At 32.5% G+C, this 20,653-nt stretch carries 20 protein-coding genes and 1 tRNA gene; 12 read left to right on the top strand and 9 right to left on the bottom strand.

Annotated elements, in window-relative coordinates; genetic code table 11:
* The first annotated feature begins 82 nt into the window (after nucleotides 1-82).
* Together R6X41_RS10820 and R6X41_RS10815 are read left to right on the top strand one after the other, a co-directional pair.
* Nucleotides 83-1,057, top strand: a complete 975-nt coding sequence (locus tag R6X41_RS10820; protein WP_318500148.1) for a polyprenyl synthetase family protein — start codon at nucleotides 83-85, stop codon at nucleotides 1,055-1,057.
* A 12-nt stretch (nucleotides 1,058-1,069) separates the two neighbouring features.
* Nucleotides 1,070-1,420 carry a hypothetical protein gene (locus R6X41_RS10815; RefSeq protein WP_318500146.1) on the top strand — a complete coding sequence of 117 codons (351 nt, stop codon included), beginning with the start codon at nucleotides 1,070-1,072 and terminating at the stop codon, nucleotides 1,418-1,420.
* Between the two features lie 110 nt (nucleotides 1,421-1,530).
* On the opposite strand, the gene R6X41_RS10810 is transcribed toward R6X41_RS10815, so the two are convergent.
* Both R6X41_RS10810 and R6X41_RS10805 read right to left on the bottom strand, forming a co-directional pair.
* Entirely contained in the window at nucleotides 1,531-1,668 is a 138-nt protein-coding gene (locus R6X41_RS10810) for a hypothetical protein (protein WP_318500144.1), read from the bottom strand.
* 54 nt (nucleotides 1,669-1,722) lie between these two features.
* Nucleotides 1,723-2,250: an alpha-ketoglutarate decarboxylase gene (locus R6X41_RS10805; protein ID WP_318500143.1), complete on the bottom strand. Its 528-nt coding sequence runs from the start codon at nucleotides 2,248-2,250 to the stop codon at nucleotides 1,723-1,725.
* A 117-nt stretch (nucleotides 2,251-2,367) separates the two neighbouring features.
* Between R6X41_RS10805 and R6X41_RS10800 the strand changes: the two genes are divergently transcribed.
* Entirely contained in the window at nucleotides 2,368-5,127 is a 2,760-nt protein-coding gene (locus R6X41_RS10800; protein WP_318500195.1) for a 2-oxoglutarate dehydrogenase E1 component, read from the top strand.
* 32 nt (nucleotides 5,128-5,159) lie between these two features.
* Complete coding sequence (gene odhB / locus R6X41_RS10795; protein WP_318500141.1) at nucleotides 5,160-6,377, top strand: 2-oxoglutarate dehydrogenase complex dihydrolipoyllysine-residue succinyltransferase; 1,218 nt, start codon at nucleotides 5,160-5,162, stop codon at nucleotides 6,375-6,377.
* A 394-nt stretch (nucleotides 6,378-6,771) separates the two neighbouring features.
* Here odhB and R6X41_RS10790 read toward each other — a convergent pair whose 3' ends face one another.
* Nucleotides 6,772-7,404, bottom strand: coding sequence for a response regulator transcription factor (locus R6X41_RS10790; RefSeq protein ID WP_318500139.1), 633 nt, complete (start codon nucleotides 7,402-7,404; stop codon nucleotides 6,772-6,774).
* Nucleotides 7,405-7,446: 42 nt separating this feature from the next.
* Nucleotides 7,447-7,899: a retropepsin-like aspartic protease family protein gene (locus R6X41_RS10785; protein ID WP_318500138.1), complete on the bottom strand. Its 453-nt coding sequence runs from the start codon at nucleotides 7,897-7,899 to the stop codon at nucleotides 7,447-7,449.
* A gap of 53 nt (nucleotides 7,900-7,952) precedes the next feature.
* Between R6X41_RS10785 and R6X41_RS10780 the strand changes: the two genes are divergently transcribed.
* The 8 genes from R6X41_RS10780 (at nucleotide 7,953) to R6X41_RS10745 (ending at nucleotide 13,192) form a co-directional block, all read left to right on the top strand.
* Nucleotides 7,953-8,720 carry a TatD family hydrolase gene (locus R6X41_RS10780; protein WP_318500136.1) on the top strand — a complete coding sequence of 256 codons (768 nt, stop codon included), beginning with the start codon at nucleotides 7,953-7,955 and terminating at the stop codon, nucleotides 8,718-8,720.
* Between the two features lies 1 nt (nucleotide 8,721).
* Nucleotides 8,722-9,753, top strand: a complete 1,032-nt coding sequence (locus tag R6X41_RS10775) for an asparaginase (protein WP_318500134.1) — start codon at nucleotides 8,722-8,724, stop codon at nucleotides 9,751-9,753.
* Nucleotides 9,754-9,827: 74 nt separating this feature from the next.
* Nucleotides 9,828-9,915, top strand: a tRNA-Ser gene (locus R6X41_RS10770).
* 86 nt (nucleotides 9,916-10,001) lie between these two features.
* Nucleotides 10,002-10,775, top strand: a complete 774-nt coding sequence (locus tag R6X41_RS10765; protein WP_318500132.1) for a MotA/TolQ/ExbB proton channel family protein — start codon at nucleotides 10,002-10,004, stop codon at nucleotides 10,773-10,775.
* 23 nt (nucleotides 10,776-10,798) lie between these two features.
* Nucleotides 10,799-11,215, top strand: a complete 417-nt coding sequence (locus tag R6X41_RS10760) for a hypothetical protein (protein WP_318500130.1) — start codon at nucleotides 10,799-10,801, stop codon at nucleotides 11,213-11,215.
* 6 nt (nucleotides 11,216-11,221) lie between these two features.
* Entirely contained in the window at nucleotides 11,222-11,860 is a 639-nt protein-coding gene (locus tag R6X41_RS10755) for an ExbD/TolR family protein (RefSeq protein ID WP_318500127.1), read from the top strand.
* A 16-nt stretch (nucleotides 11,861-11,876) separates the two neighbouring features.
* Nucleotides 11,877-12,362 carry an ExbD/TolR family protein gene (locus R6X41_RS10750; RefSeq protein ID WP_318500125.1) on the top strand — a complete coding sequence of 162 codons (486 nt, stop codon included), beginning with the start codon at nucleotides 11,877-11,879 and terminating at the stop codon, nucleotides 12,360-12,362.
* Nucleotides 12,363-12,472: 110 nt separating this feature from the next.
* The gene (locus tag R6X41_RS10745) at nucleotides 12,473-13,192 is read left to right on the top strand and encodes a porin family protein (RefSeq protein ID WP_318500123.1); all 720 of its coding nucleotides are present in this window, start codon (nucleotides 12,473-12,475) and stop codon (nucleotides 13,190-13,192) included.
* Here the strand turns inward: R6X41_RS10745 and R6X41_RS10740 are convergent.
* The 5 genes from R6X41_RS10740 to R6X41_RS10720 form a co-directional block, all read right to left on the bottom strand.
* Entirely contained in the window at nucleotides 13,187-13,744 is a 558-nt protein-coding gene (locus R6X41_RS10740; protein ID WP_318500121.1) for a hypothetical protein, read from the bottom strand. The two genes, R6X41_RS10745 and R6X41_RS10740, sit on opposite strands and share 6 nt — an antisense overlap.
* A gap of 132 nt (nucleotides 13,745-13,876) precedes the next feature.
* Nucleotides 13,877-15,340 carry an RNA polymerase factor sigma-54 gene (rpoN, locus tag R6X41_RS10735; RefSeq protein WP_318500119.1) on the bottom strand — a complete coding sequence of 488 codons (1,464 nt, stop codon included), beginning with the start codon at nucleotides 15,338-15,340 and terminating at the stop codon, nucleotides 13,877-13,879.
* Between the two features lie 86 nt (nucleotides 15,341-15,426).
* Complete coding sequence (gene asnS / locus R6X41_RS10730) at nucleotides 15,427-16,860, bottom strand: asparagine--tRNA ligase (RefSeq protein ID WP_318500117.1); 1,434 nt, start codon at nucleotides 16,858-16,860, stop codon at nucleotides 15,427-15,429.
* 49 nt (nucleotides 16,861-16,909) lie between these two features.
* Nucleotides 16,910-19,321 carry an efflux RND transporter permease subunit gene (locus R6X41_RS10725; protein WP_318500116.1) on the bottom strand — a complete coding sequence of 804 codons (2,412 nt, stop codon included), beginning with the start codon at nucleotides 19,319-19,321 and terminating at the stop codon, nucleotides 16,910-16,912.
* 59 nt (nucleotides 19,322-19,380) lie between these two features.
* Nucleotides 19,381-20,598, bottom strand: coding sequence for a hypothetical protein (locus R6X41_RS10720; RefSeq protein ID WP_318500114.1), 1,218 nt, complete (start codon nucleotides 20,596-20,598; stop codon nucleotides 19,381-19,383).
* Between the last annotated feature and the right edge of the window lie 55 nt (nucleotides 20,599-20,653).

The raw sequence follows: 20,653 nt of genomic DNA, 5'->3' as shown, positions 1-20,653 counted from the left end.
ATAAAGTTTCCTAAGTTTAAAGGTTTGTTAATATTGAATAAACTCTATATGATATTTACGATTATTCTTTTATTTTTGTCTCATGCAAAACATATTATACTATCAAGAGGCTTTTGTATCCTACTTGAAGCAATTTAAAACAGATAACGAACCGCAATCTTTATACGAACCCATTTCTTATATTTTAAATTTAGGAGGTAAACGTCTAAGACCTGTTTTAACTTTAATGTCGGCCGAAATTTTTAATGCAGATTATAAAACAGCTTTAAATGCATCTTTGAGTATTGAAGTCTTTCATAACTTCTCGTTGATTCATGACGATATTATGGATGATGCACCTTTACGACGTGGAAATGAGACCGTTCACGAAAAATGGGATATTAATACAGGTATTTTATCGGGAGATGCGATGTTAATAATGGCCTATCAATTATTCGAAAATTACGAACCCGAAACCTTTAGAGATTTAGCAAAACTGTTTAGTAAAACAGCTTTAGAAGTTTGTGAAGGACAGCAATACGACGTAGATTTTGAGAATCGTGACGACGTTACCATCCCGGAGTATTTAAAAATGATTGAATATAAAACAGCTGTTTTAGTTGGAGCTGCTATGCAAATGGGAGCGATTGTTGCGCAAGCTTCGAAAGCAGAACAAGAAGGTATTTATAACTTTGGAAAGAATTTAGGTGTCGCATTTCAACTACAAGACGATTATTTAGATGCTTTTGGAGATCCGAAAACCTTTGGAAAACAAGTGGGTGGAGATATTATCGAGAATAAAAAAACCTTCTTATATTTAAAAGCCTTAGAGTTTTCTGAAGAAGAACAACAACGCGAACTTCAAGATTTATTTAGTATAAGTCCAACCGATAGTAGCGATAAGGTGCAATCTGTTAAGCAGTTGTTTTTAAGTAGTGGTGCTGCAGATGCAACAACCAAAGAAATTGAAAGTTATACGAATCAAGCTTTTTCTGTCTTAGATACTCTTGATATAAGTCAAGATAAAAAGAATTTATTAAGACAATTTGGTGAAAATCTAATGACCAGAAAGGTATAAACTATAGTAAATTTGAAGACCCCAGAAACAATACAAGACCTATTAAACACCTCTTTACAATACGAATTGTATGGTAATCTGGTGTTTCAGCTAAACAAAGATTTCCGATTTGCGAATGTTGATTTTGATGTTGAATCTTCAATATTACCGGACGAATTAAAACTTCAGCTTCATGAAACGGTATTTGGATTGATACAAAATGCATTCGCCGATTATCTGAATGTACTTTATATTATTGATGTATCTGAAAAACAGATTAGAGCATTAGACGGTAGTGATACTTTAATATTGTCTGAACAAGTCTCTTTTTTGATTTTAAAACGGGAATGGCAAAAAGTATGGTTTAAACACCAATATAAATAAGATGCTTTATAATTTAAGTCTACTAAACATGTTATCGAGAATCTTTTAAAGACTTTTCGATAACATGTTTTCTTTTTTAAATGCCGTATTAAGGAGTAATTGGTTTTAAATTAAAATATTTTAAAAACGTATCCCAATAGCCAATATAGTATTACAAACACAACGACAGTACCAATGCAACCACATTTACCACCTCCTATTTTTTTAGCTCCCCAAGCAGCTCCGAAAATTCTTAATAATTTTTCCATTTTATTTTTTTGAGAAAAGTAAAACAATTTACAATAATAAATTGTCACAATCGATTAAAAATATACCCTTATAAATGGTCCCCAAGGGGAAGCGTAAATACTTTTATCGTCGTTATAAAGTATATCGTAACGCATTCCGAATGTTACATTTTTAGAGGTGTAACCTAGACCTATATATAGTGCTGGAATCCAATATTTTTCATCTGGATATAAAACTTTATCATTTTCGTAATTTTTATTTACATGTAATTGCTGAAATTCGGCAGATACTTGTAAAAATGGAATGGGATTGTATAAAGTGGTAAAAGTTCCTCCTATAATAGTAGATTGATAAAAGTTTTTCTGAGTATTATAAGTAAAATTTAATCCTACTCCCAAAGCAAACTGTGGATTAATTTGATAGAGTGCCATAGGCTCCAAAGTTCCGCTAAAAAATTCATTACCAAAACTTAGCCCAATAGATCCTCCAAATTTAATATTTTCAGAAATACTTGAACTTTGTGCAGAAATATTCTTAAAACATAAAGAAAAAACGACAATTAAGAATGTGTTTTTAATATAATATGCACTTGTTTTTATCATAGTTCAAATAAATATTAGTTAAATTAGCTTATAAATATAAGAAAACCACACCTAAGTTTAGTAAAAGTTGTATTTTTGATGAAATTTTGTCAAAGCGAGAATATCTCAAATAATATAATGGATAAATATTCCTTTTTAAACGCAGCACACACAGCATATTTTGCTGAATTATACGATCAATACATAGAAAACCCGGACTCTGTAGAACCTAGTTGGAGAGCTTTTTTTCAAGGTTATGATTTTGGAAGCGAAAACGATTGCGTTGACGCCGAGCCTATGGAGAATTTCTCCTGCGATCATGTTTCAGAAAATCTAACAAAAGAGTTTCAAGTTGTTCAATTGATAGCGGGTTACCGTACTAGAGGGCATTTGTTTACTAAAACAAATCCTGTTCGCGATCGTAGAACCTATTCGCCAACATTGGCTTTAGAGAATTTCGGATTATCTAAAAGTGATTTAGGCACCGTATTCTCTGCAGGAGAAATGCTTGGTATAGGTTCTAACACTCTTCAAGAAATTATCAATCATTTAGAAAAAATATATTGTGACTCTATAGGTATAGAATACATGTATGTTAGAAATCCAGAACGTAAGAACTGGATTCAAAGTAAATTAAACATAAATGATAATCAGCCTAACTTCGATGCTAAACAAAAGAAGCATATTCTTAAAAAACTGAACGAAGCGGTGTCTTTTGAAAGTTTTTTACATACTAAATACGTAGGTCAGAAACGATTTTCGTTAGAAGGTGGAGAATCTTTAATTCCTGCACTAGATGCAGTAATTGAAAAAGCAGCAGATTATGGTGTAAAAGAATTTGTAATGGGAATGGCTCACCGTGGTCGTTTAAGTACACTTACAAATATCTTCGGAAAATCGGCCAAAGACATCTTTAGTGAATTTGATGGAAAAGATTACGCAGAAGAAATTTTTGATGGTGATGTAAAATACCACTTAGGTTGGACGAGTAATCGTGAAACCGATAACGGAAAAAAAATAAACTTAAACATTGCTCCAAATCCATCGCACTTAGAAACGGTTGGCGCTATTGTAGAAGGTATAGTACGTGCTAAACAAGATGATAAGTATGCCGAAGACCCATCGCAAGTTCTACCTATTATAGTTCATGGAGATGCTGCTATTGCAGGTCAAGGAATCGTATACGAAATTGTGCAAATGGCACAACTAGATGGTTATAAAACCAACGGAACGCTTCATATAGTTGTTAACAACCAAATTGGTTTTACAACTAATTATTTAGATGCACGTTCTAGTACATATTGTACAGATGTTGCTAAAGTCACTTTGTCTCCGGTATTACACGTTAATGCAGATGACGTTGAAGCTGTTGTACATGCCATGCTTTTTGCCTTAGATTTTAGGATGCATTTTAAACGCGATGTATTTATTGACTTATTAGGATATAGAAAATACGGTCATAACGAAGGTGACGAACCTCGTTTTACACAACCTAAATTATATAAAGCAATTGCTAAGCATAAAAATCCTAGAGATATTTATGCTGAAAAATTAATTAGTGAAGGCATAATCGATAAAGGTTATGTAAAGGAACTTGAAGAAGCTTATAAAGCAAGTTTAGAAGAAAAATTAGAAGATTCTCGTAAAGAAGAAAAAACAGTGATCACACCATTTATGAAAGATGAATGGGAAGATTTTGTTCGCGTTACCGAACAGGATATGATGAAACCTGTAGATACGACTTTCCCAAAAGAAAAGTTAGCTCAAATAACAGACGTGATTTCTAATTTACCTTCAGATAAAAAGTTTATTCGTAAGATTGAACGTTTAGTGCAGTCTAGAAAAACTATGTTCGACGAGAATAGGTTAGATTGGGCAATGGCAGAACATTTAGCATATGGAACACTTTTAGAAGAAGGTTTCGATATTAGAATGTCTGGACAAGATGTAGAGCGTGGTACATTCTCTCACCGTCATGCTGTTATTAAAGTAGAAGATAGTGAAGAAGAGGTTGTGTTATTAAATAATTTAAGTGATAAGCAAGGAAGATTCTTTATTTATAACTCTTTATTATCTGAATATGGTGTTGTAGGTTTCGATTATGGTTATGCTATGGCGAGTCCGAAAACATTAACTATTTGGGAAGCACAGTTTGGAGATTTTAGTAACGGAGCTCAAATAATGTTAGACCAATATATTTCTGCAGCCGAAGATAAATGGAAACTTCAAAACGGATTGGTAATGTTATTACCACACGGTTACGAAGGTCAAGGAGCAGAGCACTCATCTGCTCGTATGGAACGTTATTTACAATTATGTGCTAAAGACAATATGTTTGTGGCCGATTGTACAACGCCTGCTAACATTTATCATTTGTTACGTAAACAAATGAAATCTAATTTCAGAAAACCTTTAATTATTTTCACTCCTAAGAGTTTATTACGTCATCCAAAAGTAGTATCGTCAGTAGATGAGTTTGCAAATGGAAGTTTCCAATTGTTAATCGACGATGTAACTGCCGAAGTTGAAAAAGTAAAATCTCTCGTTTTTGTTTCAGGTAAATTTTATTACGATTTATTAGAAGTTAAAGAAGAACAAGGTAGAGATGATGTTGCTTTAGTGAGATTAGAACAACTATTTCCTTTACCAGCAACAGCGATAAGAGAAACAATTGAAAAATATAGTAATGCAACAGAGGTAGTTTGGGCACAAGAAGAGCCAAGAAACATGGGGGCTTATGCACACATGTTAATGCATTTAGAAGAATCAAAATCATTCAGATTTGCTTCTAGACGTCCTTATGGAGCACCTGCTGCGGGTAGTTCAACACGATCTAAACGCCGTCATAAAGAAGTAATCGACTATGTTTTCGATAATACAAAAAACAACCAACGATAATTTTAAATAAGATTAAACTAAAATATTGAACGATGATTTTAGAAATGAAAGTACCTTCTCCTGGTGAGTCTATCACAGAAGTTGAAATAGCAACATGGTTAGTACAAGATGGTGATTATGTAGAAAAAGATCAAGCAATTGCTGAGGTTGATAGTGATAAAGCAACACTAGAACTTCCTGCTGAAGAAAGCGGAATCATAACGCTTAAAGCAGAAGAAGGAGATGCTGTTGCTGTTGGTGAAGTTGTATGTTTAATAGATACAAGTGCAGCAAGACCAGAAGGTGATGCTCCAGCAAAAGAAGATAAAAAAGAGGAAGCTCCTGCTCCAAAAGCAGAAGCGCCAAAAGTTGCTCCGGCAGCAGAGAAAACTTATGCATCTGGTACAGCTAGCCCTGCTGCTAAAAAGATTTTAGCAGAAAAAGGTATGGATGCTGCTAGTATAGCAGGTACAGGTAAAGCTGGTCGAGTAACAAAAGATGATGCTGTTCAGGCTAAACCATCTATGGGAACTCCAACAGGAGGAAGTAGAGGGGAGTCTCGTTCTAAACTATCTATGTTACGTCGTAAAGTTGCAGAACGTTTAGTAGCTGTTAAGAATGAAACAGCCATGCTAACTACTTTTAATGAGGTAGATATGTCTCCAATATTTGCTTTAAGAAACGAACATAAAGAAGTTTTTAAAGCGAAGCATGGTGTAGGATTAGGATTTATGAGTTTCTTTACTTTAGCTGTAGTTAGAGCTTTAGAAATGTATCCTTCTGTTAATTCTATGATGGACGGTAAAGAAATGCTTTCTTACGATTTCTGCGATATTAGTATTGCGGTTTCTGGCCCTAAAGGACTAATGGTTCCTGTAATTAGAAATGCAGAAAACTTAAGTTTTAGAGGTGTTGAAGCTGAGGTAAAACGTTTAGCTTTACGTGCAAGAGATGGTCAAATTACTGTTGATGAAATGACAGGTGGTACTTTTACTATTACTAACGGAGGTGTCTTTGGAAGTATGTTATCGACTCCTATTATTAACCCACCTCAAAGTGGAATTTTAGGAATGCACAATATTGTTGAGCGCCCTGTTGCTATAAATGGTCAAGTTGTTATTAGACCAATTATGTACGTGGCTTTATCTTACGATCATAGAATTATTGATGGTAAAGAAAGTGTAGGATTCTTAGTTGCTGTAAAAGAAGCATTAGAAAACCCACAAGAATTTTTAATGAAAAATGATGTTAAGAAAGCTTTAGAATTATAAAGCGATCTAAATTATTAGTTATAAATAAAAGGACAATCGTAAGATTGTCCTTTTATTATTTAAACTATTGTGTAAATAACACAACAAGATTTAAACCAATAATAATAGAGGCTGATATTATTAAGCCTACAATAAGATGATGTTGATGGGATTGAGTTTGAATTTGATCTTCCATAATACTTGAATTGGCAGTTTTAGAGCGAGTTAAACAATCTAATTTTCATTTTATTAAATAATGTTGACAGTAGTCTGTAATAAAATGAACAGTTTAAATTAAAAACTCTGCACCATTACAATGCAGAGTTCTCTAAATAATTCTCCCTAAGAACTAATTAATAGCACTGTAAAGATATTAGAAATCAGTGTAGTATGAAATACGTGATTATACGTATATTTAGAGAATTTCCTTATTATTTGTTGCCCAAAGGAATAAAGCATTGTGTTTTCCTTGAAGTTTTAACTTATTAACAATGTTGCTTCTATGCTTGTCTATGGTACGAGAAGATACATTTAATTGATCAGCAATTTCTGGACTAGTTTGGTTTTTTGCAATGAGCTTAATAATTTTTATTTCGGTTTTAGTCAGCTTATTTAAAACCGTTAAATCTGTATTTGTATTCGATTTTTCTAAATTGGGAATAATATCTTGACTAAAATATGGCGTATTATTTATTACGCTTTCTATGCAGTTTTCAATCTCTTCTACAGCAAATTCTTTTAAGATGTAGCCATAAATATTTAACTCCTTTGCTTTTTCGTAAACATCTTCACGCTTATCAAAAGTGATTAAAATTATTTTTGTTGGTATATTATTCTTTTTGCAATCATCAGCAATTTCTAAACCTGTTCTGTATGGCATTCTAATATCTAGAATAGCAATTTCAGGTTTTAGTTTTACAATAAGATTGTATGCTGCTTGTCCGTCTGAAGCACTTCCAATGATATTATAATTTATAGATGTTAAGAAATTTGTCATCCCTTTAAGCATTAACGGATGATCGTCTGCTATTACGATAGAACTTTTCATAGTGGGAGTCTCAGGTTTAGACTTATAAAGGTACAAAAAATCTTACATTCCAAGATCCTTTTTAAGATATAGATATTTACGGTCGTAATCTATTATACCTTTTCCTTTTTTTAAAATATCTGCACCAATAATACCGTCTACAGGAGTAGAGTTGTGGCTTACTAAGGCTGTATTTACGTGTGTCATATTAAACAAGATTAAAGTCATTTTATCTTTCTTCCATTTTCCTATTTTAATAGAATTTTTTTTAGAAAGCTGAGTTGTCATATCAGTTGCTCCTGCACCTGCAGCTTTAATTTCAGAATCTTTTACTTTTAAATTAAAACTTTCAATAGCTTCAAACCCTACACAAGAACTAGAAGCACCTGTATCTAGTATAAAAAGGCCTTTTTTTCCATTTATGGTAGCAAAAATTTCGAAATGATTGGTCTTAGTGAGTTTCAACTTAATCTTAACGTAGTTTCTTTTTAATAGAAATTCTTGAAGTGTTGTCATTTTAATAATAAATTTAAACAAAGATAGTAATGTAAAACCATTAATTTCGCAGAATGATTATTACAGACACACACACACATTTATATAGTGAAGCATTCGATATAGACAGACACGATATGGTAAATCGCGCTATTGATGCAGGAATTACTCGTTTTTTTATACCTGCCATCGATTCTACTTACACCGAAAGTATGCTGCAATTGAATCGTGATTTCCCAGACCATACATTCTTAATGTCGGGCCTACATCCTACACATGTCAAAGATAATTATAAAGAGGAGCTTCTTCATGTCGAGGCATTATTAAGTGCACATAAATATTATGCCATAGGAGAGATCGGAATCGACTTATATTGGGATAAATCTACTTTAGCTATTCAGCAGGATGCCTTCAGACAGCAGATTAAACTCGCTAAAAAACATAAACTACCTATTGTTATTCATTGTAGAGAAGCTTTCGATGAAGTTTTTGAGATTTTAGAAGAAGAAAAAAGCGACGATTTATTTGGAATTTTTCATTGCTTCACGGGAAATTTTGAACAAGCAAAACTAGCTATTTCTTATAATATGAAACTGGGAATAGGAGGTGTGGTTACTTTTAAAAACGGTAAGATCGATGCGTTTTTAAATGAAATTGACCTGAAATATATCGTTTTAGAGACCGATTCGCCATATTTAGCGCCTGTACCATTTCGTGGAAAACGTAATGAAAGTTTTTATATTTTAAGAGTTTTAGAAAAGCTTTCAGAAATTTATCAGCTTTCAGAAGAAGAAATAGCCCGTATAACGACACTAAATTCCAAAACTATTTTCGGTATTTAATATGACAAAGCCTAATCCAAACATTTTACTTATTTATACAGGAGGAACCATTGGTATGGTTAAGGATTTTGAAACAGGAGCTCTGAAAGCTTTTGATTTTAAAAATCTTTTAGATCAAATTCCGGAACTGAAACAATTAGATTGTAATATTGAAACATTTTCTTTTAAAGAACCTATAGATTCAAGTAATATGAATCCGAAGTATTGGGTAGAAATTGCTGAAATAATAGAATCCAATTATGATGCTTTCGATGGATTTGTGGTGCTTCATGGTAGCGATACCATGAGTTATACAGCTTCTGCTTTAAGTTTTATGTTAGAACATTTAGCAAAGCCAGTTGTCTTTACAGGGTCTCAATTACCTATAGGAGATTTGCGAACCGATGCCAAAGAAAATTTAATTACTTCTATTCATGTCGCTTCACTACAACGATATAATAAACCCGTAATTAAAGAAGTTACGTTGTATTTTGAGTATAAATTATATCGAGCCAACAGAACAACGAAAATAAATGCAGAACATTTTGAAGCATTTGCTTCCTTAAATTATCCTGAATTGGTCACTTCTGGAGTTCATTTAAAGGTGAATTACGATTATTTATTTAAGGTAAATACTAAAAAAAGCTTCAAAGTTCATAAGTTTTTATACGAAAATATAGCATTAATAAAGATGTTTCCTGGAATTTCTGAAGTGCTTTTACGTAGTATTTTTAGTACATCTGGGCTTAAAGGGGTTATTTTAGAAACATACGGAGCAGGAAATTGCACTACAGAAACCTGGTTTATAAATATTTTAAAAGAGGCCATATCAAATGGAATTCATATTATAAATATAACACAATGTTCAGGAGGTAGTGTACTAATGGGGCAATACCAAACGAGTGAACAGTTAAAAAAAATAGGTGTAATTTCAGGAAAAGACATCACAACAGAGGCTGCCGTGTGTAAATTAATGTATTTACTTGGACAGAATGTTTCAGCTAAAGTATTCAAAACCATCTATGAAACTTCTTTGCGTGGAGAATTGACTTAAAATTAACTGATAAAATTTTTAGATATTAAAGATTTTTCGTTATTTGCCGTACCGTTATTAAAAAACAAAATTAGAGAGAGGTGGCCGAGTGGTCGAAGGCGCACGCCTGGAAAGCGTGTATACGCCAAAAGCGTATCGAGGGTTCGAATCCCTTTCTCTCTGCAGAAAATCTGAATACATTTTTTGTTTTTTAATTGCAATTTTTTTATATCTTTAACACTTTAACTAATAAAATTAAGATCAGAACAATGAAAAGATTATTTTCTATCCTAGCCATTACACTAATGGTGGCATTCGGAACTGTTAATGCAACTACAACTAGCGCTGCTGCTGTAGCAACTACCGTAGTTTCTTCAATTCAAGACGATGCAGATGCAACTGCAACTGAAGATTTAGGTTTTCATCAAGAATTAAAAAAGCGTTTTATAGAAGGAGGCGCTGGATTCATGGGAATCGTATTATTATGTTTAATTCTAGGATTAGCGATTGCTATCGAGAGAATTATCTATTTAAATTTATCTTCAACAAACACTAAAAAATTAACTCAAAAAGTAGAAGACGCATTGCAATCAGGTGGTGTTGAAGCTGCAAAGGAAGTTTGTAGAAATACAAAAGGTCCTGTTGCCTCTATTTTCTATCAAGGTTTAGATAGAACTGATGAAGGTCTTGAGGCTGCTGAAAAAGCTGTTGTAGCTTACGGTGGTGTTCAAATGGGTTTATTAGAGAAAAACGTGTCTTGGATTTCATTATTTATCGCTTTAGCTCCAATGTTAGGGTTCATGGGTACTGTAATTGGTATGATTGCTGCCTTCGATAAGATTGAAGCGGCGGGAGATATGCAACCATCACTTGTAGCTGGGGGTATTAAAGTAGCCTTATTAACAACTGTATTCGGTTTAATCGTTGCAATTATTCTTCAAATCTTTTATAATTACATTATTGCTAAAATTGATAGTATCGTTAACGATATGGAAGATGCTTCAATTACATTAATGGACTTGTTAATCAGATACAAGAAGTAATAATTTAAAACACATTAAGAACGATGAGTTTACATAAAATATTAACAATTATTGTTGGAGTACTATCAGTTATTGGAATCATTTTCGCATTGATGATCATGACAGGTAATGATGGTATGATAGACAATATGATATATGTTACTTATGCAATGCTTCTTTTAATATTAGGTTTAGTTCTAGTATTTGTAATAAAAGGATTGTTTCAAGGAGACATTAAAAAGACCTTATTATCTGTTGGAACATTCGTAGTGATATTATTTATCGCTTACGCAATGTCTTCAGGAACAGATTTAAATTTAACACCATTTTTAGATAAAGGAATGGACGTTACAGAACAAACATCTAAGTATGTTGGTGCTGGTTTAAACGCCTTCTATATTTTAGCTATTGTTGCAATAGCATCTATGGTGTATGCAAACGTGAAAAAATTAATAAACTAAGTAATTATGGCAAAAAGATCAGCACCAGAAGTTAATGCAGGCTCTATGGCTGACATCGCTTTCTTACTTTTAATTTTTTTCTTAGTAACTACGACTATTGAAACAGATTCAGGTTTGAGCAGAAAACTTCCGCCTTTGGATGATACTGAACAAGAGGATGTTGTAATTAAAGAGAAAAATATTTTTCAATTACAGGTTAACAAAAATGATGACTTGTTCTTGATCACTGGAGGTGAAGAAAAGCAAATTGAGATTATAGACTTGCGTAAAGAAGCTATTGCTTTCTTAGATAATGGTGGAGGAACTGGCGCTGATGCTTGTAAAAATTGTCAGGGAGCTAGAAGTCCAAAATCATCTGATAACTTTGATAAAGCGATTATTTCTTTACAAAATGATAGAGCAACAAAATATGATGTGTATATCGCTGTACAAAATGAAATATTAGCTGCTTATAATCAAATTAGAGACAGAGAGTTTAGAAAAGCTTATCCAAATCTTGATATGAGTTTTGTTGAGGCAGATAAGAAGTATACAGATCCTAGAACGCCTTCTTCTGATAGAGAAAGTTTAAAGGTGAAGTTAGAAACTATTAAAGTAATGGTTCCTCAAAAATTCTCTGAAGCAGAGCCTAAAAAGTCTAATTAGATAAACACAAATATTTATGTCTAAATTTAAAAAGAAATCAGGAGGGGAATTACCTGCAATATCTACCGCATCATTACCAGATATTGTTTTTATGTTATTATTCTTTTTCATGGTGGCTACAGTAATGAGACAAAATACTTTAATGATTGAGAATAAATTACCTGCTGCAGATCAAGTTGAGAAACTTGATAAAAAGGATTTGGTAATGTATATCTACGCTGGGAAACCTAGCGATAGATTCGAAAGTCAATATGGTACAGAGTCTAGAATTCAGTTAAACGATAAGTTTGCTGACGTTTCTGAAATTGCTGCTTTTATTGCAGCAGAAAGAGCTTCTAAACGAGAAGAATTAATACCTTTCTTAACAACTGCTTTAAAAGTTGATAGTAAAGCTAACATGGGTTTAGTATCAGATATTAAGCAAGAATTACGTAAAGTTAATGCGTTAAAAATTAATTACACAACTAGAAAGGGTGATGCGATTTCCGGTTTAAAGAAATAAGTTTACTCTTAATTTTATATTAAAAAAAGGTGTTTTGATGTTTCAAAACACCTTTTTTTGTTTTATATAATCTTAATTGTTTTTTACTAAGTTTAGGTAATCAGTTTTATATGAAAAATTATTGCATTTTATTTATAATTGTATTTTTGGGTTTTTCAAACATAGTCTTTTCACAAGAAGATTCTATTGCATCCCTAAAAGTGGTCGATTCCTTGTATAAGGAGGATCAATTTTATTTGGCTATTACCTATAATATACTAACCGATTTCCCTTCTGGAATTAAACAATCAGGATTTTCTTTAGGAATTAATGGTGGTTTTATTAAAGATATGCCTTTAAATAGCAAACGGACTATTGCTATTGGTGTAGGTTTGGGATATTCTTATAATTCATACAATCAAAATCTAGGTATACTTAAAAATGATGATAACGTTGCTATGTATTATGTGCTTGATGAAGATTTAGAACTTAATTACAGTAAAAATAATTTTTATCAGCATATAGTAGAATTGCCTATAGAGTTTAGATGGCGAACTTCTACACCGTCAGATTATCGTTTTTGGCGTGTCTATACTGGGTTTAAATTGGGTTATGTGTTTTCAAGTATTACCAATTTTAGAGGCGATAATGCTAAACTGAGGTATACAGATATAGATGGTTTTAATGATATCCAATACGGACTAACACTTAGTGCGGGATATAATACCTGGAATTTTTATGTTTACTATGCCTTGAATCCAATATTTAAGAATGATGTAAAGACCGCAATTAAACAAGAAAATATAGATATGAGTGCAATAAAACTAGGACTTATTTTCTATTTGCTATAGCCAGTTTGGGATAAGAATTAGTTGCGGGATAATACCTGTTGCACATCCAATTAATAATTCTGCATTATTATGAGCTTTTAAACTTAACCTTGAAGTTGCAATTGCTCCCATTAAAAAAATAACAAGTGCAATACTTCCTAATATATTTATACTAAAATGGATGCTTAAGCCAATAAAAAACATAAATATACCTGAGATAGCTAACATGTGAATACTCGCCTTAAACTTAAGTAAATTGAGTATTAAACAGCTTAAAGTAGAAGCCAACATGCCTACAAAAAAATAATATAGTTCTATAAAATCAAAAGGAGTTAATACACGTTGGATTATGATTAAAATAATACAGCAATAAATCATTAACGGAATTATTCTTTCCTTAGAATTCTCTAATTCAAAAGTGTCAATTTTGCCTATGAATTTCAGAAGTATGTTTGCCAGTATAGGTAATACTATGGTTAGTATTGCTATTGATACTAATTTGGCTTCAATAACATGAAATGGTATAAACCGTGGAGATTTTGAAAAATAAAATAGCACTCCAATTAATGGCATAAATATGGGATGAAAAATGTAGGAGATACTTTTTAGCATGTAGTAGTTTACGATATTTTACCTTGTATATGCGTACTGTGATTTGTTAAAGCGACTTAAATATTTAAAAGTTAATAATAGTAGACAGATTAATTATAATTGCTTCCTTAATCTTGCAACTGGGACATCTAGTTGTTCCCTATATTTAGCAATCGTACGTCGCGCAATCGGATATCCTTTTTCTTTTAAAATAGACGCTAAATTTTCATCTGTTAAAGGCTTTCTTTTATCTTCATCATCTATAACTGTTCCAAGAATCATTTTAATCTCACGTGTAGAAACATCTTCGCCTTGGTCATTTTTCATAGATTCTGAGAAGAATTCCTTAATTAACTTTGTGCCATAAGGTGTGTCTACATATTTACTATTTGCGACTCTAGAAACCGTCGAAACGTCCATATTAATCTCGTCTGCAATGTCTTTTAGAATCATTGGTTTAAGATTACGTTCGTCTCCAGTTAAAAAATATTCTTCTTGGTAGTGCATAATGGCACTCATGGTTACAAATAAGGTCTGCTGGCGTTGTTTAATAGCTTCAATAAACCATTTTGCTGCATCTAATTTTTGTTTGATAAACGATACGGCATCTTTCTGAGATCTTGACTTTTCCTTGGTGTCTTTATACCCTTTCATCATGTCGTTATATTCTCTCGAAACATGTAATTCAGGAGCATTTCTTCCGTTTAAAGTCAATTCTAATTCACCATCAGTAATACGAATGGCAAAATCAGGAACCACATGTTCTACGATTCTGTTATTTCCAGAATACGAACCACCTGGCTTAGGGTTTAAACGTTCTATTTCTTCAATAGCATCTTTAAGTTGTTCTTCGCTAACATCGAATTTTTGCATTAATTTTTCGTAATGCTTTTTTGTGAATTGATCGAAAGCATCATCAATAATTTCAGTTGCTAAGACAATATCTGCAAACTTTTCTTTTCGATGTAATTGAATACTTAAGCATTCTTGCAGATTGCGTGCACCAACTCCCGCGGGATCCAATTGATGTACAATATGAAAAACTTTATTAATGGTTTCTTCTGTAGTATAAACGTTTTGTGTAAAGGCTAAATCGTCCATTATATCTGGAGTAGATCGGCGAATGTATCCGCTTTCGTCTACACTTCCAACTAAAAATTCAGCGATATCACGTTCATCGTCACTTAAACGGTAAGTGTTTAATTGCGATATTAAATGTTGTGTAAACGACGTTCCTGCAGCATAAGGCATGGTTCGTTCTTCGTCGTCGCTACTATAATTGTTTGCTTGAGTTCTATAATCGGGGATTTCGTCGTCACTTAAATATTCATCAACATTAATATCGTCTGTAGCGATTGTTTCCGAATCGTCGTTATAGTCGTCTTGTGTATTGTCAAAATCATCATCAAATTCGCTAATAGTTTCTTCCTTACCGGTATCTAAAGCTGGATTTTCTTCAAGTTCTTGCTTTAAGCGTTGTTCAAAAGCCTGCGTTGGCAACTGAATCAATTTCATTAATTGAATTTGTTGCGGAGATAATTTCTGCGATAATTTGAACTGTAAGTTTTGCTTTAGCATAAATGTTGATGCGATTTAACATAAAAATAAATAAAACAATCTACATACAAGGTGTACATAGATTGTTTTATGAGTTATTTATGAGATTAGAATTCTGCGTTCTGAGGTGTTCTTGGGAACGGAATTACGTCGCGAATGTTAGACATTCCTGTTGCGAACATAACTAGACGTTCAAACCCTAAACCAAAACCAGAGTGTACTGCACTACCATATTTTCTAAGATCTAAGTACCACCAAAGTTCTTCTTCATCTAATCCCAATACAGCCATTTTTTGTTTTAATACATCTAAACGTTCTTCACGTTGTGCACCTCCAACAATTTCTCCAATACCAGGGAATAAAATATCCATAGCACGAACGGTTTTGCCATCTTCGTTTAAACGCATGTAAAATGCTTTAATATTTGCTGGATAATCGAATAAGATTACAGGACATTTAAAGTGTTTTTCTACAAGAAAACGTTCATGTTCACTTTGTAAATCTGCACCCCATTCATCTATAATGTATTTAAATTTCTTCTTTTTGTTAGGTTTACTGTTACGTAAAATATCTATCGCTTCGGTATAACTTACACGTTTAAAATTATTTTCAGATACGAAACGTAATTTTTCAATTAGTGTCATTTCGCTGCGTTCTGCTTGAGGTTTTGCTTTATCCTCGTCTTGTAAACGATTATCTAAAAACTCTAAATCTTCAGAATTGTTTTCTAGAACGTAACTGATTACAAATTTCATGAAATCTTCAGCTAAATCCATGTTTCCAGCAAGATCCATAAACGCGACTTCAGGTTCTATCATCCAGAATTCAGATAAATGTCTAGACGTATTCGAATTTTCGGCTCTAAATGTAGGTCCGAACGTATATACTTTACCCAAAGACATCGCGTAGGTTTCTGCTTCTAACTGACCAGATACTGTAAGATTAGTTTCTTTTCCGAAGAAATCTTTAGTATAATCTACTTTACCATCTTCTGTTAGTGGTGGGTTTTTAGCATCTAGATTCGTAACTCTAAACATTTCACCAGCACCTTCTGCATCACTTCCAGTAATAATTGGCGTGTGTACGTAGAAGAATCCATTATCGTTAAAATACTTATGTATTGCAAAAGATAAAGCCGAACGTAAACGCATTACAGCACTAAATGTATTGGTTCTAGTACGTAAATGGGCATTTTCTCTTAAAAATTCGAAAGAGTGTTTTTTAGGCTGAATAGGATATGTTTCCGGATCAGAATCTCCTAGAATGCATATAGATTTTACCTGAATTTCTACAGATTGACCTTTACCTTGACTCTCGGCTAATTCACCTTTTATATGAACGGCAGCACCAGTGGTGATACGTCTTAAAGTGTCTTCGTCTGTATTTTCGAAATCAACAACACATTGAATGTTTTGTAATGATGAACCATCGTTTAAGGCAATAAATCGGTTTGCTCTAAATGTTCTAACCCAACCTTTAACTTCTACTTCGTGTAGTTTAGTGTCTTGTTTTAATAATTCTGAAATTGTAATTGGTTTCATTTTAAATAATTTTAAACATGCAAATATAATTCTTTATACACAGCATATTTTAATTGTTGATAATGTTTTCGTCTTCCTCATCATCACTTGTTCCTGGTATGATGTTTATTGCTGGTTCTCTTAATACTTCTTTGTTCGCAATATTACGTTCTAACGATAATAATAATGAAGGTAAAAGTAATAGATTTGAAAGCATAGCGAATAATAGTGTTACCGAAACTAAGCCTCCTAAAGCTACTGTACCTCCAAAACTAGAGATCATAAATACCGAAAACCCGAAGAATAAAACTGTTGATGTATAAAACATACTCACTCCAGTTTCTCGCAATGCACCATATACCGAACGTTTAATTTTCCAATTATTGGCTTGTAATTCTTGTCGGTATTTTGCTAAAAAGTGAATGGTATCATCAACCGAAATTCCAAAAGCGATACTAAATACTAATATAGTCGATGGTTTTATAGGAACGCCTAGATAGCCCATTAAACCGGCTGTAACAAGTAATGGTAATAAGTTGGGTATAAGTGAGATTAAAATCATTTTTAAAGACCTAAACATATAGGCCATAAACAATGAAATTAATAAGATGGCGAGCGATAAGGAAATAGCCAAATTCTTTACTAAATACGTTGTCCCTTTTTGAAACACTAAAGCTTTACCAGTCATGGTTACTTTGTAACGATCCTTTGGGAAAAGTTTATCTATTTTAGTTTGAAGCTTATCTTCTATGAGCTGCATTTTATCTGTACCGATATCTTTCATAAAGGTTGTAATACGTGCATAACGTCCTGTACTATCTACAAAACTTTGAAGTAATTCGGTATCGTTAGAAGAATTCTTGGCGTAAGATAAAATGAAACTACTCTCTTGAGAAGTTGGTAATTGATAATATTTAGGATTTCCGTTGTAGTAAGCTTGTTTAGAGTATTTTACCAAACTCACTACAGAGATAGGTCTGGATAATTCAGGAATATCAATAATTGCTTCTTCCAATTCATCCATACGTTTTAACGTACTCAGTTTCATAACGCCTTTTTTGCGTTCAGTATCGATCATAATTTCTAATGGCATAATACCATCAAATTCTTCTTCAAAAAAATGAATATCCTCAAAGAATGGTGCATTCTGCGGCATGTCTTCCAACAAACTACCAGAAATTTTAATCTGATAAATACCAATTATACTTACTGCTAATAATAGAACTGCAGAAATATATATTGTAATTCGTCTGTTTCTCACCATGTTTTCCATCCAATCCACAAAAGCACCAATCCAACGTTTATTTAAATGTTCTAAATGGCGTTCTTTTGGAAAAGGTAAAAAGGAATATAAAATTGGAATAATAAGTAAACACAGTATAAAAATAGCAATAATACTTAATGAAGCGACTACACCAAATTCTTTAAGTAATGTGCTTTCTGTAAGTATAAAGGTTGCGAAACCTGAGGCTGTAGTAATATTTGTCATTAGCGTTGCGTTACCAACTTTGGTAATCACACGTTGCAGCGATTTTACTTTATTACCATGAGATTTGACTTCCTGCTGATATTTATTTATCAAGAAAATACAATTAGGTATTCCTATTACAATTATTAACGGAGGAATTAAAGCTGTTAAAACTGTAATTTCATATCCTAAAAGTCCCAAAAGACCTAGTGTCCACATGACACCAATCGATACCACAATAAGCGATATAAGTGTGGCTCTAAACGATCTAAAAAAGAAGAAGAAAATTAATGAGGTTACTAATAATGCAGCACCTACAAAAAGTCCAATTTCGTCTACAATATTCTGTGCATTTAATGTCCTAACATAAGGCATCCCCGAAATATGAACATTAATATTTGTTTCTTTTTCGAAAGCTTCAACTCTAGGAATTAGTACATTCACTACAAAATCTTTCCTAACCGATGTGTTAACGACATCTTGATTCATGTAGATAGCCGTTCGGATAGTTTTAGTTTTTGTGTTGAAAAGGAAGTTATCGTAAAACGGATATTTCTCAAACAATTCGACCTGTAAGGTATCTAATTGTTGTTTAGTGGATAGAGAATCTTTTATGAAAGGCTCTAAAGTGAATTTTTTAAGGCTATCGTTTTTTATTAATTTTTGTAAATCTTTTATAGAAATTACAGCATCAACTTCCTCTGAAGATTTAAAAGAATCTGCAAGATTATTCCATGCATTAAGTTTCTCTACAGTAAAGAATGTACTGTCTTTTACACCTAAAACGATTAGATTTCCTTCTTCACCAAAAATCTTTAAAAATGCGTTATAGGTTTGATTTACTTCGTGATGGTTTGGTAGTAAATTAGCTTCGGTATAGGTAAAGCGCATGTACTTCCATTGTGTACTTAAAAAAATGGTAACAAGTACAATCGCAATTAAAATCACAATTTTATTTCGTAAAATAAGGCTTGCAATACGTTCCCAAAAGCCTGTAGTAAATTGTTTAAGCATAAGTTTATTAAAGAATAGCAAATGTAGAAAAAAGCTATGTATTACTTTAGCTTAAAGTATTATAATGTAACGTTAAATGTAAACTTTAATGCAATATTATCTTCTAGTTCTGGTAAATGATAAGGACCATAGCGATATGTAAAGCTTAGCCCGAAGCCAAATATTAATTGATCTATTTCAAATCCAGATTCATAGTATCCCTTTTCTAAAGTATTGAAGGTAATTCCTTGATGTCTCTGGATGTTTTGCATATTTCCAATTGCAAAACGCGATAACACGACTAATCTAGGTCTTGAAAAAGTAGAATAATAGAAAGGCCTGAAAAAGTGTTTAAACTGAATAATTGAGAATTTATCCGAGAAGAATTCATTAAAATACATGGTTTCAAAACTATTTAAACCGGCTACAGAAAAACGCTGCATTATTGTTGCTTTGTTAATGTTGTTGGGGTAGGCGTGATATAAATGGGTAAGAGGTGTATCTCCAATTGCTATTCCTGAAGCAATATCTATCTCGGAATGAGATTCTTTATTATGAATAAAATGATAAGTCGCTCTAAAATCTAATTTATAAAAATTGAAATCCCCATCTAACGGTCCTTTAAAACTTTGACTGTATTGTAACATAAATTTAGGGTAACCATCTTCTTGTTTTTCAAACCCTTGTGGTGTAGGTTTAAAAATATCGAATGGACTCCAATTCACAGACATTATTGCCATAGTAAGTTGGTATTTCGAATACGTACCATCGTCTGTAACAAATTGATAGTCGAATTTAGGCTCTATATAACTCGTAGAAAATTGGGTTTTAGATTTTAATTTTGGCCCTAGATCCCGTTCTAGCGAAATGGCATTAGTTATATGTTGATAAAACAAACTAATATTTAGCAAACGCGGTTCCAAAAACTCAAAGGTACGTTTGTCTGTTAAAAAATCGGTACTTGCTACTTCCTGTATGTCGTTTGTATACGATGCATTTAACCAAGTGTTATGTTTTTGGTTTAGTCGGAATCCTGTACCTAGGCTATACTTATATTGTCCGTCTTTAAACCCGTAAACTAAATAGCCATTTATTTTAAATTTTTCAGATAATTTGGTGTTGGTTGTGCCACCTAAACCTGTTCGAATTCCTTCATATTGATTGAATTTTACAAGGTATCTTAAATTTAAATTAAAGTATTTTAAAGGAATATTTCCTTTGCTAATACTGTGAATTAAATCTGCTTTTTTTTTTGCTTTTATGCTGTCTTTATTTTGGCTAATATCACTTGTTATCACTTGAGCCCTAATTGTAAAAATAGAGAACAAGAATAAAAAACTTAGACAATATTTA

The organism is Formosa sejongensis, from assembly GCF_033447105.1.
GTDB lineage: Bacteria > Bacteroidota > Bacteroidia > Flavobacteriales > Flavobacteriaceae > Formosa.
This window is presented reverse-complemented; position numbering and strand designations above follow the sequence as displayed.

Coding starts and splice junctions, on each gene's coding strand:
- R6X41_RS10790 (WP_318500139.1), bottom strand. CDS start 7,404: ATGAAAAGTTCTATCGTAATAGCAGACGATCATCCGTTAATGCTTAAA.
- R6X41_RS10810 (WP_318500144.1), bottom strand. CDS start 1,668: ATGGAAAAATTATTAAGAATTTTCGGAGCTGCTTGGGGAGCTAAAAAA.
- R6X41_RS10775 (WP_318500134.1), top strand. CDS start 8,722: ATGACAAAGCCTAATCCAAACATTTTACTTATTTATACAGGAGGAACC.
- R6X41_RS10800 (WP_318500195.1), top strand. CDS start 2,368: ATGGATAAATATTCCTTTTTAAACGCAGCACACACAGCATATTTTGCT.
- R6X41_RS10805 (WP_318500143.1), bottom strand. CDS start 2,250: ATGATAAAAACAAGTGCATATTATATTAAAAACACATTCTTAATTGTC.
- R6X41_RS10755 (WP_318500127.1), top strand. CDS start 11,222: ATGGCAAAAAGATCAGCACCAGAAGTTAATGCAGGCTCTATGGCTGAC.
- R6X41_RS10740 (WP_318500121.1), bottom strand. CDS start 13,744: ATGCCATTAATTGGAGTGCTATTTTATTTTTCAAAATCTCCACGGTTT.
- R6X41_RS10820 (WP_318500148.1), top strand. CDS start 83: ATGCAAAACATATTATACTATCAAGAGGCTTTTGTATCCTACTTGAAG.
- rpoN (WP_318500119.1), bottom strand. CDS start 15,340: ATGCTAAAGCAAAACTTACAGTTCAAATTATCGCAGAAATTATCTCCG.
- R6X41_RS10785 (WP_318500138.1), bottom strand. CDS start 7,899: ATGACAACACTTCAAGAATTTCTATTAAAAAGAAACTACGTTAAGATT.
- R6X41_RS10780 (WP_318500136.1), top strand. CDS start 7,953: ATGATTATTACAGACACACACACACATTTATATAGTGAAGCATTCGAT.
- R6X41_RS10725 (WP_318500116.1), bottom strand. CDS start 19,321: ATGCTTAAACAATTTACTACAGGCTTTTGGGAACGTATTGCAAGCCTT.
- R6X41_RS10765 (WP_318500132.1), top strand. CDS start 10,002: ATGAAAAGATTATTTTCTATCCTAGCCATTACACTAATGGTGGCATTC.
- R6X41_RS10750 (WP_318500125.1), top strand. CDS start 11,877: ATGTCTAAATTTAAAAAGAAATCAGGAGGGGAATTACCTGCAATATCT.
- asnS (WP_318500117.1), bottom strand. CDS start 16,860: ATGAAACCAATTACAATTTCAGAATTATTAAAACAAGACACTAAACTA.
- R6X41_RS10760 (WP_318500130.1), top strand. CDS start 10,799: ATGAGTTTACATAAAATATTAACAATTATTGTTGGAGTACTATCAGTT.
- R6X41_RS10745 (WP_318500123.1), top strand. CDS start 12,473: ATGAAAAATTATTGCATTTTATTTATAATTGTATTTTTGGGTTTTTCA.
- odhB (WP_318500141.1), top strand. CDS start 5,160: ATGATTTTAGAAATGAAAGTACCTTCTCCTGGTGAGTCTATCACAGAA.